Raw genomic sequence first — 14,272 nt, 5'->3', positions numbered from 1 at the left:
AATAAACTGTTACTCAAGGGGCTAATGGCTGTTTACAGTGCAGCTTGCGCTGCGGTGTGAATCACCATACTGCGCCTTGCGGCATGTCAGATGATTAAATTAGAAATTTACGACTTTATTAACCGCGGCAACGATACGAGCCGGGTTAGGCAGCCATGTATCTTCGATTTGTGCAAATGGATATACAGTGTCCGGACCAGCTACACGCAGAACCGGTGCTTCCAAGTGCAGGATTGCTTTTTCATTGATTTGGGCAATGACTTCAGCTGCAACCCCTGCGCTCTTTTGAGCTTCTTGTACAACAATTGCACGGTTTGTTTTCTTAATGGAAGCAACGATGGTATCGATATCGATCGGGCTAACCGTACGAAGGTCGATTACTTCAACTTTGATTCCTTGTTTTTCGAGCTCATCTGCTGCTTTCACAGAAGTGTGAACCATCATACCGTAAGTAATAATAGTTACATCAGAACCTTCACGAACAACGTTCGCTTTGCCCAGCTCAACAGTGTAATCTTCTTCAGGTACTTCTGCACGGAATGCATGGTACAAGTTCAAGTGCTCCATGAAGAATACAGGGTCGTTATCGCGAATCGAAGCGATCATCAGACCTTTTGCATCGTAAGGGTTAGAAGGAACTACCACTTTGATACCCGGAGTTTGCGTAAGCAGACCTTCCAGGGAATCTGTGTGCAATTCTGCCGCTTTTACACCGCCACCAAAAGGTGTACGGAATACGATTGGAGAATTGTATTTACCGCCGGAGCGGAAACGCATACGAGCGGCTTGAACTACCATTTGGTCAAGTGCTTCGAAGATAAAACCAACGAATTGGATCTCGGCAACCGGACGGAAGCCTTGAACACCCAAACCTACAGCCAGACCACCAATAGCGGACTCAGCGAGTGGAGTATCAAATACACGCTCTTCGCCAAACTCTTTTTGCAGACCTTCCGTTACACGGAAAACGCCGCCTACATTACCTACGTCTTCACCGAAAAGCAGTACGTTAGGATCACGTTTCAACTCAACGCGAAGCGCATCACGGATTGCTTCTTTCATGTTCATTTGTGCCATTTGCTTCATTTCCTCCTTAAACATTGACAGTTCACATTTGAATTCATACATGTATACCGGGACACCGGAACCCGTCCCGGATGTTTATGCTTTATCGGAAAAAACTTATTGGAAATCAGCTTTTTGCTCTTCCAAGTGCTTAGGCGTTTGTTCGAACATGCTGTCGATCAAGCCTGAAATCGTCATTTTCTCGGTTTTTTCCGCTTTTTTGATCTCTTCGTTCACTTTAGCTTTTGCTTCTTCTTTCACACGTGCTGTATCTTCTTCAGTCCAAAGACCTTTTTTCTCCAGATATTTAGCGAAACGTGCGATTGGATCTTTAGTGTTCCATTCTGCCTCTTCTTCTTTTGTACGATACTTGGAAGCATCATCAGAAAGGGAGTGAGGACGGAAACGGTAAGTTACTGCCTCGATCAATGTTGCGCCTTCGCCGTTGCGACCGCGTTCAGCAGCTTCCTGAACCGCTTTGATAACTGCAAAGATGTCCATACCGTCAACTTTAACACCTTTGATACCTGCTGCTACCGCTTTGTGAGCGATGGACAGAGCTGCCGTTTGTTTGGCAAAAGGAGTTGTGATGGCATAACCATTGTTTTGTACGAAGAAAATAACAGGCAGTTTGTAAACACCAGCATAGTTGAGACCTTCATAGAAGTCACCTTCAGAAGAACCGCCATCACCTGTGTACGTAATAACTACTTGTTTTTGTTTCTTCAACTTGTAACCCATAGCAATACCCATTGCGTGCAGGATTTGTGCACCAATGATGATTTGCGGCATCAATACATTAACGCCATCCGGAATTTGTCCACCATGTTGGTGTCCACGGGAGTACAGGAACGCTTGATAAAGAGGAAGTCCATGCCACACGAGTTGCGGAATGTCACGATAGCCAGGACATACAAAGTCTTCTTTTTCAATTGCAAATTCACTACCAACCATTGTAGCTTCTTGACCAGATACTGGAGCATAGAAACCAAGACGACCTTGACGGCCCAGGTTTACTGCACGGTCATCCCAAGTACGGGTAAATACCATGCGGTACATAATTTCTTTTAATTGATCGTCGGAAAGTTTAGGCATCATGTCTTTGTTAACGATTTCGCCATCAGGAGACAGCACGGACAGAGCTTCTACATCCTCCGTATATACTTCATAAGGAACCTTGCTCATTTTTTTCTTCACCTCAACAAAAAATTTGAATATCAAGTTCCGCTGTTATAATATTATTATACACCTGTTTCACTGCATACGTCAAAGATATCCGTAATTTTTTTATGTTTCCTTCCGGATTGTATGTATAACAGGGGCTTAATATTGGTATAACAGCATAATACATGTTTGCGTGTTTGACCCATCCTCGCACAAGGTTAATCTTACCGTATTGCGCGGTCGAATGCAAAAATTTACCGAGAAAGGTGACGTTTTATGACGGATTCCCGCTATTTGAAACGCACGATTGTAAAGGAAGAGATTGAGAGCCGCTATCTCGGAGAGAAGCGCACACTTCGAATTTATCTTCCGCCTGGCTATAACGAGTTGCTTAGCTACCCTGTCGTTTATTGTCAGGACGGTGAAGAATTTTTCAACTTTGGACGTATCGCCACCACGGCCAACCGAATCATTCTCGACGAGGGAGCCGAACCTTTCATTATAGTAGGAGTTCAGGTCGACGTGTCTGTAAGAACTCAGGAATACGCCCCATTCGGCGATCGGTTCAAGGCGTATACCTCATGCTTCGCTGAAGAGATTATTCCCTATGTAGAAGAGAAATATCCTGTTCGGAGCTCTCCGCAGGAACGTGTTCTTGCCGGCGACTCACTGGGTGGCAGCGTTTCACTTCACCTTGCTCTACTCTATCCGAACCTGTTCACACGTGTGATCAGCATGTCTGGTGCTTACTACTCCGCTTCTCAGGAAATCTACGCTGCAGCTGAAGACTTGTCCTGGTTATCCATTTGGATGATTGTTGGTTTGCAGGAGACGGCTTTTGAAGCCGACACCGGCACGTATAATTTTGTTCAATTAAACCGTGATACCCGTGATTTGCTGGAAAAACGAGGTGCAATCGTCTCCTATCAGGAGAAAGACGGGCGTCACCAATGGGGATTCTGGCAGAATGAACTGCCGGAAGCTTTGCTTTACTTTCTTCAGGAAAACTAACACGATCATAGAACAGGCGGCTGAAATGCCGCTTTTGTTTTACAATCCAATGATATCGCTTACATAAACATTCAAAAAAGAAGCAGGCTCTCCTGCTTGTTCGTCCAGCCTCTTCTTCTGTACTACATCTGTCAATGTTCAGCTAATATCACATTGGTTATACCAGTGAATGCTCCTTCGCAATCCGATCTAGCAACACGTCGCAGCCCGCATCAAGCAGCCTGTACACTTCTTCAAAATTCCCCGTATAATACGGGTCTGGAACTTCACGAAGTGTCTCGTCCGGCAGCATATCCATCATCTTGATAATTTCTGCTTCTTCACCACCGGTAACACTTCTTACGTTAGCAGCGTTGGAATCATCCATGCATATAATGTAATTAAACTGTACGAAATCTTCACTCTCAAATTGTCTTGCAGCCATATCAGCATAAGAAATTTGACGTGAATCAAGCAATTTGCGAGTCCCTTCATGCGGAGGTTTACCGACATGCCAGTCGCCTGTACCTGCCGAGTCCACTCGAATTTGTTGAGCCAGTCCTCTTTCATTAACTTTGTGGCGGAGGACAGCCTCAGCCATCGGCGATCGGCAAATATTGCCCAAACATACAAACAAAACGTTAATCATGTTATTCCCCCTTACTCAAGGTGCGGTTAAGTGGCGCTGTTGCAGTCTTAGGTTTCACACTCTCCGTTTGTACCAGAGAACGACGGGGCAGCTTCCATTTATAATGAACAGAACACATCCGGAAAAACACAACTGCAGCGAAACATATTAACAGTCCAACGTTCGTTGTGAACCAGCCCATGCCTACGGCAAAACCAGCGATTATTGCCCAAACGGCATAGATTTCATCCCGTAGCACCAGTGGCTTCCTGCCTGCCAACAAATCACGAATGATCCCTCCGCCTATACCAGTCATCATTGCGGCAACAATCACCGCACTAATGGGATGTCCCATATTTGCCGCATATAACGCACCTTGAATCGCAAATGCTGCAAGTCCGATCGCATCGAACAGCGCTTCTGTTCGCTTCCAGTGACCAATCCACTTAAGAGGTAATACAAACGCGATCGCTACAGATACTAAGGCAAGCATAATCAGCGCTCCCTGGCTCCACAGCATGGTTACAGGAACACCAATGAGAACATTACGAATAACTCCGCCTCCAAATGCAGTCACGAGTCCCAATACCAGAACGCCCAAAATATCATATTCCTCTTCCATTGCCACGAAAGCACCGGACATTGCAAATGCAATGGTACCTATAATGCTGAATACTTCAAAAATGTGCAAGTCCAACCCGTCCAAACCTCACTTTTCAAGTCATCTCCATGTTGCTCTACCCATTGTATCCGCGCAGGCTGAAATTGTGCAACCACATTTTGTGGATTATACTGGTTTTGTGAATGATATTTACATCAATTCATCACATTATTAGAAGTGATTTAGTTTCTTCATTGACCAGGAAGGATGAAATAGAATGACTAAGAAACGAGTTGTTATTTTTACGGGTGGAACCCTATCTCCTCAATTTCTGAAAGAAATCGGTAAGGATGACATCATTATTGCGGCCGACCGTGGAGCTTTATTTTTAATAGAACATGGGATTCAGCCGCATATTTCTGTAGGAGATTTTGATTCCATTACCGAACAGGAACGGGAGAGTGTACGAGATAACAGCGAACGGATAATTACCTGTGATCCTGTGCATAAGGATTTGACGGATACCGAGATGGCATTCGAAACAGCACTGGATTTTGAGCCTACTGACATTCTCTTGTTGGGCGCAACGGGTACACGCATGGATCATACACTGGCTAACGTACATATTATGGTCCGCGCTATGCAGCATCATATTTCCTGTACTCTGCAGGATGAACACAATTATATGATGCTAACGACCTCCGAAGCTTTCGTGGAGGACCGTGGATATGAGTACATCTCCCTGCTCCCTCTCACCAATGAAGTTACAGGTATCACGCTGGAAGGTTTCATGTACCCGCTGGAGCAAGCCACCATACGTATGGGGCAATCTTTGGGGATTAGCAACAAACTGCTCGGAAAGTCTGGCACGGTCTCGATCGATAGTGGGTTGTTACTCCTTATTCAGAGCAAAGATTAAACTTTAGTGCAGACTTATTACGTTTTTGTAACCTGTGATTTAGATCAAAAATAATCGCATAAAACAACAAAGACCCTTGATATATCAAGGGTCTTTTCTATGTTTATAATGTTCAAGATTCGTCAATGATTAATTTTTTGACATTTTTAATGGTATTTTAATAAACAAACCCAAACCTTTGCGGCTCTAAGGACGAACAGGTTCCATCCAATTTCTAGGCTGTTACAAAGCTGTTATACTCGCTCTAGCAACTAAACGAAAACGAATTTTGGAGGTACTCACATGAAAACAAACATCTTTGTCCAAAAGGCCGTAACCGTCGGGTTGTGCGCTACACTAGGTTTTGGAGCTGTATTAATGACTAATGCACCTGTTGCACAAGCAGCAAGCGCTTCTGTATCCACAGGACAACAAATCGTGAACTATGGTAAAACCTTTACAGGAACTCCATATAAATTTGGGGCGTCAACTTCTACAACCAAAAATTTTGACTGCTCTTCTTTTATGAAATACATCTTCAAAAAGTATGGTGTTGATTTGCCACGTACATCCGTTAAGCAATCCCAAGAAGGCGTAGCTGTGTCCAAAGCTAATCTGCAAGTGGGAGATCTGGTCTTCTTCTCCAGCGGCAGTCGTTCCACAGGGTCCAATATTACACACGTAGGCGTATACGCAGGAGACGGAAAAATTCTGCACACGTACGGATCACCAGGTGTTACTCTTTCCGACTTAAACTCGGGAAACTGGAAAAAAACATATATTAAAGCTCGCCGCGTACTGTAGTTCACATTTCAGAAAAAACGAGCGAGTGGGGCCGGATCTAATGATCCGGTCCTTTTATATTTACCCGATAAAGTTCTCTGTTCAAACAGGAGTAATGTGGAAAACAGAAATGGAGCTCGCCGCTACAACCCTTTTTAATGAGAATGAAGCATATAGCCGATCCCCCGAACGGTATGAATTAATTTGACGCTCCTCCCCTTATCCACCTTCACCCGCAAATGTTTGATATACACATCCACCACATTGGTATCCATTGCAAAATCATACCCCCACACTTCCCTTAAAATAGCGCTCCGGGCACATGCCTCGTTCACATGACGGGCCAGAAACTCCAGCAATTCATATTCTTTCGGAGTCAATACCAGATATTCACCTGCACGACTTACACGACGTGAACGCAGATTGACCTTGAGATCATGCACAACAATGATTTCTTCATCTTCCTGTGCAGCATGTGAGAACACACGTAAAAGATTTCGTATTCTGGCCATCATCACATTACCATGAATAGGTGCTTCCATCACATCATTAGCGCCGTAATCGAGTAATTCCACAATTAATTCAGGCGATATCTTAGGAGTAATCACAAGTAATGGAGAGGTGACACCCATGCGTACCAAAGATTCCAGTCCACTCTTCAGGTTATCTACATGACAGCCTTCATTTATTAATATGATCATATTGAGATTCGTTAGTGTTAGTTCAGAAAGATCGTGCAGTTCCGTCCATTCCATTTGCTCGACTTGGTACCCTTCAGCACCTAATATGCCTTGAATAAAAGAAACCAGATCGCCCCTGCCAACCAGTAATATGGATGTTTTCATGTTTTCACCCGGCCTGTCTTATACGCTGCTACCTTGGTTAGTTTCAACTACACCTGGTCTCCACATACTTGTGACCACTGTGCATCGCAGCATTCTTGTATGTTTATCATGCCGTAAAATGAAAAAGTCCATTCCCGGAAGGAACGGACTCGAAGAATTCATTTGTTTTTATCTTTAACCAAAGTACCGGTGAACCAGCGTACGCGCCTCTGCCGTGTCTTTTGTTCCATGAACAAGGACGCGCCCATCCTGAAAAATGACCATCCTGTACGCTCCAGTTGTGAAAGAAACCAAAAATGGATTGGCCTCCACTTTGCCCTCATCCAGCTTGCCGAGGCGATCAGCCGTATGCTGCAAATCCAGTTTCATTCGCCGGGAAGGACGAATCTGTACTGTATCCCTGCCACATAATACATCTGTTTTTTCCAAGTTTGAGGCTGAGAGGTACGGATAATTTGCCTTAACTCCGCAGGAAGGACAATCTTCTTTTCTGGCACCGTCAACGTTAATGGATATATATTTATTTCTCCACACATCGAATGATAGCAATTTGCGTCTGAGCGCATCTGAATTCCCACTAAGAAACTTCATCGCTTCAGCAGTCTGATTCGCCGTAACCATCTGCACTGCCTGAGGGATAATGCCTGACGTATCACAGGTGTCCCCACCTAACGGAACCTCACCCAACAAACAGTTTAGACAAGGGGTTTCTCCAGGCAGAAATGTGTAGGTGATTCCGTAACTGCCCACACATCCGCCATAAATCCAGGGAATGCGATACTTCTGAGACATGTCATTTATTAAAAGCCGGGTATCAAAATTATCTGTTGCATCCATAATTAAGTCTACATTCTGTATCAATTCTTCCATTTCATTCACTCTAACGTCCATCACTCTACCTACAACTTCAACAGTAGAGTTAATCTCCGATAGGCGCTTCTTCGCTGCCATCGCTTTAGGCATTCGCTCAGTGGCGTCTTGCTCTGTATATAACTGTTGTCGCTGCAGGTTGCTCCACTCCACATAATCACGATCTGCAATGGTAATATGGCCAATTCCCGAACGCACCAGTGTTTCTGCAATCCCAGTACCAAGCGCACCAGCTCCAACAATCAATACTCTGCTGTTACTCAATCGATGCTGACCTTCCTTACCGATAGGTGTGTACCGTTCCTGTCTGGAATAGCGGTCTCCCTGCTCAGAGGATTGTGTCTGATTAGTCATGTATGAACCATTCCTTCCGCCGGACTACTCGCCGCTGCATAGCGCTTGACGGGAATCATGCCTGCCTCATAAGCCAGTCTGCCTGCTTCAACCCCCATTCGCATTGCTTTTGCCATCTTTACCGGGTCCCCAGATCCGGAGACTGCCGTATTCAACAATACACCGTCAGCTCCCAGCTCCATCGCATGAGCAGCGTCTTTTGGTGCACGAAGTCCTGCATCCACAATGACAGGAACGACGGCTTGTTCAATAATAATCTCCAGATTATAGGGATTAATAATTCCTCTCCCCGCCCCTATGGGCGAAGCCCCAGGCATAACGGCATGTACGCCGAGTAGTTGCAATCGTTTGGCCAGAATAACATCATCCGAGATATAAGGCAGTACCGTAAAGCCCTTTTCAAGCAAGATCTCGCAAGCTTTATAGGTTTCAATCGGGTCAGGAAGCAATGTGATTCCATCGCCGATGACTTCCACTTTTATCATATCACAAAGTCCTGAAGCCCGAGCTAATTCAGCGATTCGCACCGCCTCCTCTGCCGTTGAAGCACCCGCTGTATTAGGAAGCAGGGTATACCTTTTCAAATCCAGTGTATCCAGAAAATGCTGTTTGTTGCGATCTTCCAGATTCAAACGCCGAACTGCAAACGTTAATACTTCCGTACCCGAGGCTTCAACCGCTTGGCTCTGCACTTCCAAATCCGAAAATTTGCCTGTACCCAGCAGTAACCTGGACTCAAACGTATACTTCCCAATCCTCAACATGGTTCAACCGCCTCCCACAAAATGTACAATTTCAATTCGATCTCCGTCCCTTAACGTTGTCGTTTCATGATATTCACGTGTTAAAATTTGCCGATTCAATTCAACTACCACGGTTTTCACTTGCAGATTAAACGAATGGAGTAATTTGTCCACACGATTTAAACTATCCTCAATATGCATGCTTTGTCCGTTGACAATGATATTCACTGCAATATCTCCTTTCGGTTTAACCGTTCAGGACTTAAGTCCTGAATACCCAGCTCTTCCGAGGTTTTACCATTAATTAAGTCAGCCATTAAGCTGCCCGTGATCGCACTAAGCAGTATGCCATTACGATAGTGTCCAAAAGCAGCGAATAAACCCGGAACACTTTCACAAGCACCCACATAAGGCAACCCATCCGGAGTCGAAGGACGTACTCCCGCCCACGCTCGGATAAAATGCGCTTCCTTCATACCAGGCACCCAATTTGTCGCGGCTGCAAGCAGCTTCTGAATGCCTTGAACGGAGACCTTCATGTCGGTTCTTCCAGGAAGACTTGTTGCACCAATCCACACTTCTCCATTCGCTTTGGGAACAATATATATATCCTCTGCATACACCGTTTTGTCAGGTCTGTAACCGACATGGTGGGGTGAGAACTGCACGGCTGCAATTTCACCCTTCACAGGCAAAACAGGTGAATCAAGGCCCACTTGTCTCATCAATTCTTCGCCTTGTAACCCTGTAGCGATAATGACATTTCTCGATGTCATGGTTCCAATTGAAGTCTCAATACCTTGCACTCCATTCATGTCCCTATGCAAACAGACATTCTGTACACCTTCCATCACTCTGGCACCCAGGGCCTGAGCCGATCTGACATAAGCCTGCGTTAGATTGATAGGAAGAACCTCGCTCTCGGAAGGTCTGTAATATGCGCCATACGTATCCCTGTTTAACCATGATGCTTCTTGTTGGACAGCCACTCGATCCCACCAAATATGTTCTGTAGATAAGGAAGACGATCGGATATTCTTGTAACTGCTGACCTCACTGTATGAACGAAAAGGAGTAATAAATCCATGCTGTTGCAAACCCATTTCCACTCCGCTAAGTGAATGGATTCGCTCCTTCTGCTCGTGAAGTAATGCTCTGCTCTGCCGCGCAAGCTTCGCCATCACAGCATGAGTGAATTCCTCACTGTCCGCAGCAAGCATCCCGGCAGCTGCACAGGAAGTTCCCCCGCCTATTCTTGCACGCTCAACCAGAAGAACGTCGTGACCGCGGGTGGCGAGTTCACATGCAATGGCACTACCAATAACTCCTCCACCAACAATAATCGTTTCCGCATGAAGCTTGCCTCGAATCTCTGTTCCACCTTTACTCCTGAATACTGTTCCTGGATGATAACCCGAACGATTCCTGCTCCGGCTTCTTGCTTCCTCTCTCATGTTCTCATCTCCTTGGTTCGGCGTTCTCTGAATCCCTGATTGCCTGCCGCAATGAAGCGGCAGCCAGCTCCGGCTTACTGTTCATCCAAATGGTTGAGATTACCGCAGCGCCTTTGGCACCCGCAGTACGAATAGCCCCGATATTCTCCGGTCTAATCCCGCCAATCGCAATCACTGGAATCGAAACATTGGAGCATACTTCAGCCAACGCAATAAGACCTTTAGGTTCGCAATTCGGTTTACTATCGGATTCGTATACATGCCCGTAAAAGAGATAATCCGCTCCACGTTCTTCTGCAACTTTTGCTTCTTTCAGAGAATGAACCGACACGCCTACACGAAGCCGGTTCAGTCGATTTAACTCAGCCAGATCATAGCCTTGAATAGCTGCTTGACCCCAATGCACACCACCCAACCACGCATGTTGAGCCAGCTGATCTAAGCCGTTCATAACGATTCGTTTAGATGGAACTCCTTGTGTTTTTAGACTTTGCGCCCAATACATCTGCTGCTCTAGGGTCAGCTTTTTTTCCCGAATGTGGATAAAATCGATCCATCGCCATACTTTCTTAGCCGTATCTAGAAAAGAGTACATGTCTCCCTTACCTGGCGAAATGACATGCAGTTCAAATGATCGTGCTGCTACATGTTCATGGAAAATTGACGTCCTGTTCGCCCTCCTCTTACGTGCTTTAGGCTGATATAAAACAACAAAAAAGCCACTCCCGTAGGGGAGTGGCCACGAATTTAGAATTCATGATCAACTGAATGACTGTCGCATGCAATTACTCTAAACATAACGTATAACCAACTATAAAAACATCCATAGTCGCAACGTAGTATACCTAGAAACCACATGATTCATCTTGCAGGCAATATCGCAAAGTCAACGATAACGCCCTTTGTCATTAGCTGAAACGCGCCACTTCCCTACGCTGGTATGATCCAGATCAGGTGCAAAGGGTCCGGAATCGCATTCTTCCATCTCAGCCGCATCGTGCGGCCCCCCTAGTGTTCATATGAAGCTGTAGCCTATGTTACCATAGACATCTTTTTTTGTCACCGTACAATTTCCATTTATTACGTTCTTTATCCATTGCTGAAGACAATCTAGTTATCGAAATAGCTCGTCTGGTATGAAGAAACTATTGTTTCTCGGACCACGCCTCAACATCCCACGTTTTGGTTACCCAGCCTTCATAAAATTCAGGTTCATGGGATACAAGCAGCACGGTACCCTTGAATTCTTGCAGGGCACGTTTCAGCTCTGCTTTGGCCGTCACATCCAAATGGTTCGTAGGCTCATCGAACAAAATCCAGTTGCTTTCACGCATCAGAAGCTTACACAAACGAACCTTCGCTTGCTCTCCACCACTAAGCGCGTTAAGCGGACGGGTGATATGCTCATTTTTCAATCCACAACGTGCAAGATGGCCCCGGACTTCATTCTGTGTCAGATGAGAGAATTCATTCCAAACATCTTCGATCGGGGTAATATTACCTGCACGTACTTCCTGTTCGAAATAAGCGGTTTCCAGATAATCACCCAAGAAAGTCTTACCACTAAGGGGTGGAATTTTCCCCAAAATGGTCTTGAGTAGTGTTGATTTACCTACACCGTTACATCCAACAATGGCAATTTTCTCGCCACGCTCAATAGTCATCGTCATTTTGGGCAATAATGCATACGAATATCCAATCTCAAAATCAATACCCTCAAAGACTGTTTTACTGCTCGCACGGGCATCTTTGAAATTAAACGTGGGTTTGGCTGCTTCGTCTGGACGATCAATACGTTCAATCTTGCCGAGCTGCTTCTCACGGCTCTTGGCACGACCGGAAGTGGAAGCGCGGGCTTTGTTCCGCTGAATGAAATCTTCCTGCTTCTTGATGTACTCCTGCTGTTTCTCATAAGCATCAATATGTTGGGCCTTATTCATGTCAGCCATTTCAAGGAATTTGTTATAGTTGGCTGCATAACGCGTCAACTTGGCAAATTCCAAATGATAAATAACGTTAACGACCTCATTCATAAACTCCGTATCATGCGAGATCAGAATAAACGCGTACGGGTAATCCTTCAGGTAGCGCGTCAGCCATTCAATGTGTTCCACATCGAGATAGTTCGTCGGCTCATCCAGAAGAAGAGCAGTGGGTTTCTCGAGTAAAAGCTTGGCAAGCAATACCTTTGTACGCTGACCACCACTAAGCGCAGCCACGTCACGATCCAGACCGATAGCGGACAAGCCAAGTCCATTCGCCATCTCTTCCACTTTCACATCAATCAGATAAAAATCACCTTGCTCCAATTGCTCCTGAATGTCACCCATTTCTTCCAGCAACAATTCGAGCTTGTCCGGATCGGCGTCTGCCATCTGATCCGTGATGGACATCATTTCTTTCTCTAACTCAAGCAAGGGAAGGAACGCATCCTTTAACACGTCACGAATCGTTTTTCCAGGCGTGAGCTTGGTATGCTGATCCAGATATCCATAACGAACTTTGGGGGTCCATTCGACCTTCCCTTCGTCCTTTAGCAATTTCCCGGTAAGGATGTTCATCAGTGTGGACTTGCCCACACCATTTGCACCAACAAGGCCTACACGCTCTCCGGCAAGTAAACGAAAAGATACATTTTTAAATAACGTGCGGTCTCCAAAATTGTGACTCACGTTCTCTACTGACAATAAACTCATAAGATGAGGTTGCTCCTATCTATTGGACATTGCTATCGTTCCGAAACCCTATTTTAGCACAGGTGTAGCCTTTTCTGAAAGTAATGTAAACATCTCATGCAACCTCGCTTTTATATTACAAACAAACTGCCTTTAATTTGTGGAACAGTTATACTCAAAATAACCTTGCGCTGCCGCTTGTTTGGCATTTATAAATACTTCTTCGGCTCTGTAACCATTGCTACAAGTGGAAGGGTAATAATATTTGATTCCACTCAACGGATCAACTCCGCCAACAATCGCTGTTTTCTTCACCAGTCTGCCACCACCAATGGCATAATTGTTAATCTTTTGGTTACCTACAGGTATTCCTTGGATAAAAGCCATAAGCCCCGTGTCTTTAATCGAGTTGTACCAATCTTCCTGAGAAATCAAAGGCATCGTAAAGGTGTAGGAAACACCATTCCTTCTTGCAAACTCATTATGCCTGTTAATAACATCTGCCAAATCTTCCTGCACACTTGTCACGATCCGGCTTCGTCTGACCTGCTCAAACGTCTCGGAATTCTGAAGCAGAGGGATTTGCGTGCTGGAGGCCAATTCTTTCTGGAAACCCTCCACCCACTTGCCCAAGCCTGCATCATAGGCATACACATACCCATCGAGTGTGAAGTTAATACTGCTACCATTTGAATCCGAATATGTATAGGGCTTTTTGGGACTCCAAACCTGTCGGAAGGTATCCTCAAGGTTACCGGTCATTTCTGTTTCGTTCGCCAAAATATAGTAACCATCATAATCTAGCACGACCATTGCAGGAATGTAATTAAACATGGTTCGTATAGCAGCAGGGTCATCCTGAATCCCCATATTTAGTGCCATGGTTTGGGTAAATGTAGTCAAAGCAAGCTCTTTGTCCGCTTTAACAAATTTGGTTGAATCATACCCTGCTTCATCGTTTTGCTTCTCATTTTGATGCATCACAGCCCCTGCATCCAGTACAGCAGACTGAAGTGCCATCTTATATCGATTGCTTAAATATTGAGCCTCTTGGGCATTGTTTGTATTGTGAGATATAACCCAAAATATAGGTAAAAAGATAAGCACAAACACAATGGAAAGATCAATAGAAATAGGTAAGGATTTGATATAATCACCGCCTTTTCCCCTTCTCCACACCGTGCGTGCGACTTTCATCGCAC

At 45.1% G+C, this 14,272-nt stretch carries 15 protein-coding genes and 1 riboswitch; of the genes, 3 read left to right on the top strand and 12 right to left on the bottom strand.

Annotated elements, in window-relative coordinates; genetic code table 11:
- Window positions 1–99: 99 nt before the first annotated feature.
- Window positions 100–1,077 (bottom strand): alpha-ketoacid dehydrogenase subunit beta, encoded by a 978-nt coding sequence (locus QP794_RS05070; RefSeq protein ID WP_024630358.1) that lies wholly within the window; start codon window positions 1,075–1,077, stop codon window positions 100–102.
- A gap of 105 nt (window positions 1,078–1,182) precedes the next feature.
- On the bottom strand, window positions 1,183–2,250 hold the full coding sequence (gene pdhA / locus QP794_RS05065; protein WP_024630359.1) for a pyruvate dehydrogenase (acetyl-transferring) E1 component subunit alpha: 1,068 nt from the start codon (window positions 2,248–2,250) through the stop codon (window positions 1,183–1,185).
- A gap of 255 nt (window positions 2,251–2,505) precedes the next feature.
- Between pdhA and QP794_RS05060 the strand changes: the two genes are divergently transcribed.
- Entirely contained in the window at window positions 2,506–3,240 is a 735-nt protein-coding gene (locus tag QP794_RS05060; RefSeq protein WP_285075235.1) for an alpha/beta hydrolase, read from the top strand.
- 157 nt (window positions 3,241–3,397) lie between these two features.
- Here QP794_RS05060 and QP794_RS05055 read toward each other — a convergent pair whose 3' ends face one another.
- Both QP794_RS05055 and QP794_RS05050 read right to left on the bottom strand, forming a co-directional pair.
- Window positions 3,398–3,868 (bottom strand): low molecular weight protein-tyrosine-phosphatase, encoded by a 471-nt coding sequence (locus tag QP794_RS05055; RefSeq protein WP_024630361.1) that lies wholly within the window; start codon window positions 3,866–3,868, stop codon window positions 3,398–3,400.
- Window position 3,869: 1 nt separating this feature from the next.
- Window positions 3,870–4,538: a trimeric intracellular cation channel family protein gene (locus QP794_RS05050; protein ID WP_024630362.1), complete on the bottom strand. Its 669-nt coding sequence runs from the start codon at window positions 4,536–4,538 to the stop codon at window positions 3,870–3,872.
- 187 nt (window positions 4,539–4,725) lie between these two features.
- On the opposite strand from QP794_RS05050, the gene QP794_RS05045 reads away from it, so the two are divergent.
- Entirely contained in the window at window positions 4,726–5,367 is a 642-nt protein-coding gene (locus QP794_RS05045) for a thiamine diphosphokinase (protein ID WP_079349227.1), read from the top strand.
- A gap of 282 nt (window positions 5,368–5,649) precedes the next feature.
- A complete protein-coding gene (locus tag QP794_RS05040) occupies window positions 5,650–6,150 on the top strand; it encodes a C40 family peptidase (protein WP_285075234.1) in 501 nt (166 codons plus the stop codon).
- A gap of 134 nt (window positions 6,151–6,284) precedes the next feature.
- On the opposite strand, the gene QP794_RS05035 is transcribed toward QP794_RS05040, so the two are convergent.
- From QP794_RS05035 to QP794_RS05000, 8 genes are all read right to left on the bottom strand, one after another.
- A complete protein-coding gene (locus QP794_RS05035) occupies window positions 6,285–6,974 on the bottom strand; it encodes a response regulator transcription factor (RefSeq protein ID WP_285075233.1) in 690 nt (229 codons plus the stop codon).
- Between the two features lie 174 nt (window positions 6,975–7,148).
- Window positions 7,149–8,198, bottom strand: coding sequence for a MoeB/ThiF family adenylyltransferase (locus QP794_RS05030; protein WP_285075232.1), 1,050 nt, complete (start codon window positions 8,196–8,198; stop codon window positions 7,149–7,151).
- Complete coding sequence (locus tag QP794_RS05025; protein WP_285075231.1) at window positions 8,195–8,962, bottom strand: thiazole synthase; 768 nt, start codon at window positions 8,960–8,962, stop codon at window positions 8,195–8,197. Before QP794_RS05025 ends, QP794_RS05030 begins: the two co-directional genes overlap by 4 nt.
- A gap of 3 nt (window positions 8,963–8,965) precedes the next feature.
- A complete protein-coding gene (gene thiS / locus QP794_RS05020; RefSeq protein ID WP_285075230.1) occupies window positions 8,966–9,169 on the bottom strand; it encodes a sulfur carrier protein ThiS in 204 nt (67 codons plus the stop codon).
- Window positions 9,166–10,395, bottom strand: a complete 1,230-nt coding sequence (gene thiO, locus QP794_RS05015) for a glycine oxidase ThiO (RefSeq protein ID WP_285075229.1) — start codon at window positions 10,393–10,395, stop codon at window positions 9,166–9,168. The genes thiS and thiO overlap by 4 nt, the downstream gene beginning before the upstream one ends.
- A 4-nt stretch (window positions 10,396–10,399) precedes the next feature.
- Complete coding sequence (locus QP794_RS05010) at window positions 10,400–10,990, bottom strand: thiamine phosphate synthase (RefSeq protein WP_285075228.1); 591 nt, start codon at window positions 10,988–10,990, stop codon at window positions 10,400–10,402.
- A gap of 315 nt (window positions 10,991–11,305) precedes the next feature.
- Window positions 11,306–11,415, bottom strand: a riboswitch (TPP riboswitch).
- 125 nt (window positions 11,416–11,540) lie between these two features.
- The gene (locus tag QP794_RS05005) at window positions 11,541–13,091 is read right to left on the bottom strand and encodes an ABC-F family ATP-binding cassette domain-containing protein (protein WP_024630371.1); all 1,551 of its coding nucleotides are present in this window, start codon (window positions 13,089–13,091) and stop codon (window positions 11,541–11,543) included.
- A gap of 132 nt (window positions 13,092–13,223) precedes the next feature.
- Window positions 13,224–14,267 (bottom strand): hypothetical protein, encoded by a 1,044-nt coding sequence (locus QP794_RS05000; RefSeq protein ID WP_285075761.1) that lies wholly within the window; start codon window positions 14,265–14,267, stop codon window positions 13,224–13,226.
- Window positions 14,268–14,272 lie beyond the last annotated feature (5 nt).

It is taken from the genome of Paenibacillus sp. UMB7766-LJ446, from assembly GCF_030226665.1.
Classification (GTDB): domain Bacteria; phylum Bacillota; class Bacilli; order Paenibacillales; family Paenibacillaceae; genus Paenibacillus; species Paenibacillus vandeheii.
The sequence above is the reverse complement of the archived record's forward strand: the minus strand, read 5'-3'. Positions and strand labels throughout refer to the sequence as shown.

What these genes read in the sequence shown, in the direction of transcription:
- QP794_RS05070 (WP_024630358.1), bottom strand. Translation starts at nt 1,077, where the DNA reads ATGGCACAAATGAACATGAAAGAAGCAATCCGTGATGCGCTTCGCGTT.
- pdhA (WP_024630359.1), bottom strand. Translation starts at nt 2,250, where the DNA reads ATGAGCAAGGTTCCTTATGAAGTATATACGGAGGATGTAGAAGCTCTG.
- QP794_RS05060 (WP_285075235.1), top strand. Translation starts at nt 2,506, where the DNA reads ATGACGGATTCCCGCTATTTGAAACGCACGATTGTAAAGGAAGAGATT.
- QP794_RS05055 (WP_024630361.1), bottom strand. Translation starts at nt 3,868, where the DNA reads ATGATTAACGTTTTGTTTGTATGTTTGGGCAATATTTGCCGATCGCCG.
- QP794_RS05045 (WP_079349227.1), top strand. Translation starts at nt 4,726, where the DNA reads ATGACTAAGAAACGAGTTGTTATTTTTACGGGTGGAACCCTATCTCCT.
- QP794_RS05040 (WP_285075234.1), top strand. Translation starts at nt 5,650, where the DNA reads ATGAAAACAAACATCTTTGTCCAAAAGGCCGTAACCGTCGGGTTGTGC.
- QP794_RS05035 (WP_285075233.1), bottom strand. Translation starts at nt 6,974, where the DNA reads ATGAAAACATCCATATTACTGGTTGGCAGGGGCGATCTGGTTTCTTTT.
- QP794_RS05030 (WP_285075232.1), bottom strand. Translation starts at nt 8,198, where the DNA reads ATGACTAATCAGACACAATCCTCTGAGCAGGGAGACCGCTATTCCAGA.
- QP794_RS05025 (WP_285075231.1), bottom strand. Translation starts at nt 8,962, where the DNA reads ATGTTGAGGATTGGGAAGTATACGTTTGAGTCCAGGTTACTGCTGGGT.
- thiO (WP_285075229.1), bottom strand. Translation starts at nt 10,395, where the DNA reads ATGAGAGAGGAAGCAAGAAGCCGGAGCAGGAATCGTTCGGGTTATCAT.
- QP794_RS05010 (WP_285075228.1), bottom strand. Translation starts at nt 10,990, where the DNA reads ATGTACTCTTTTCTAGATACGGCTAAGAAAGTATGGCGATGGATCGAT.
- QP794_RS05005 (WP_024630371.1), bottom strand. Translation starts at nt 13,091, where the DNA reads ATGAGTTTATTGTCAGTAGAGAACGTGAGTCACAATTTTGGAGACCGC.
- QP794_RS05000 (WP_285075761.1), bottom strand. Translation starts at nt 14,267, where the DNA reads ATGAAAGTCGCACGCACGGTGTGGAGAAGGGGAAAAGGCGGTGATTAT.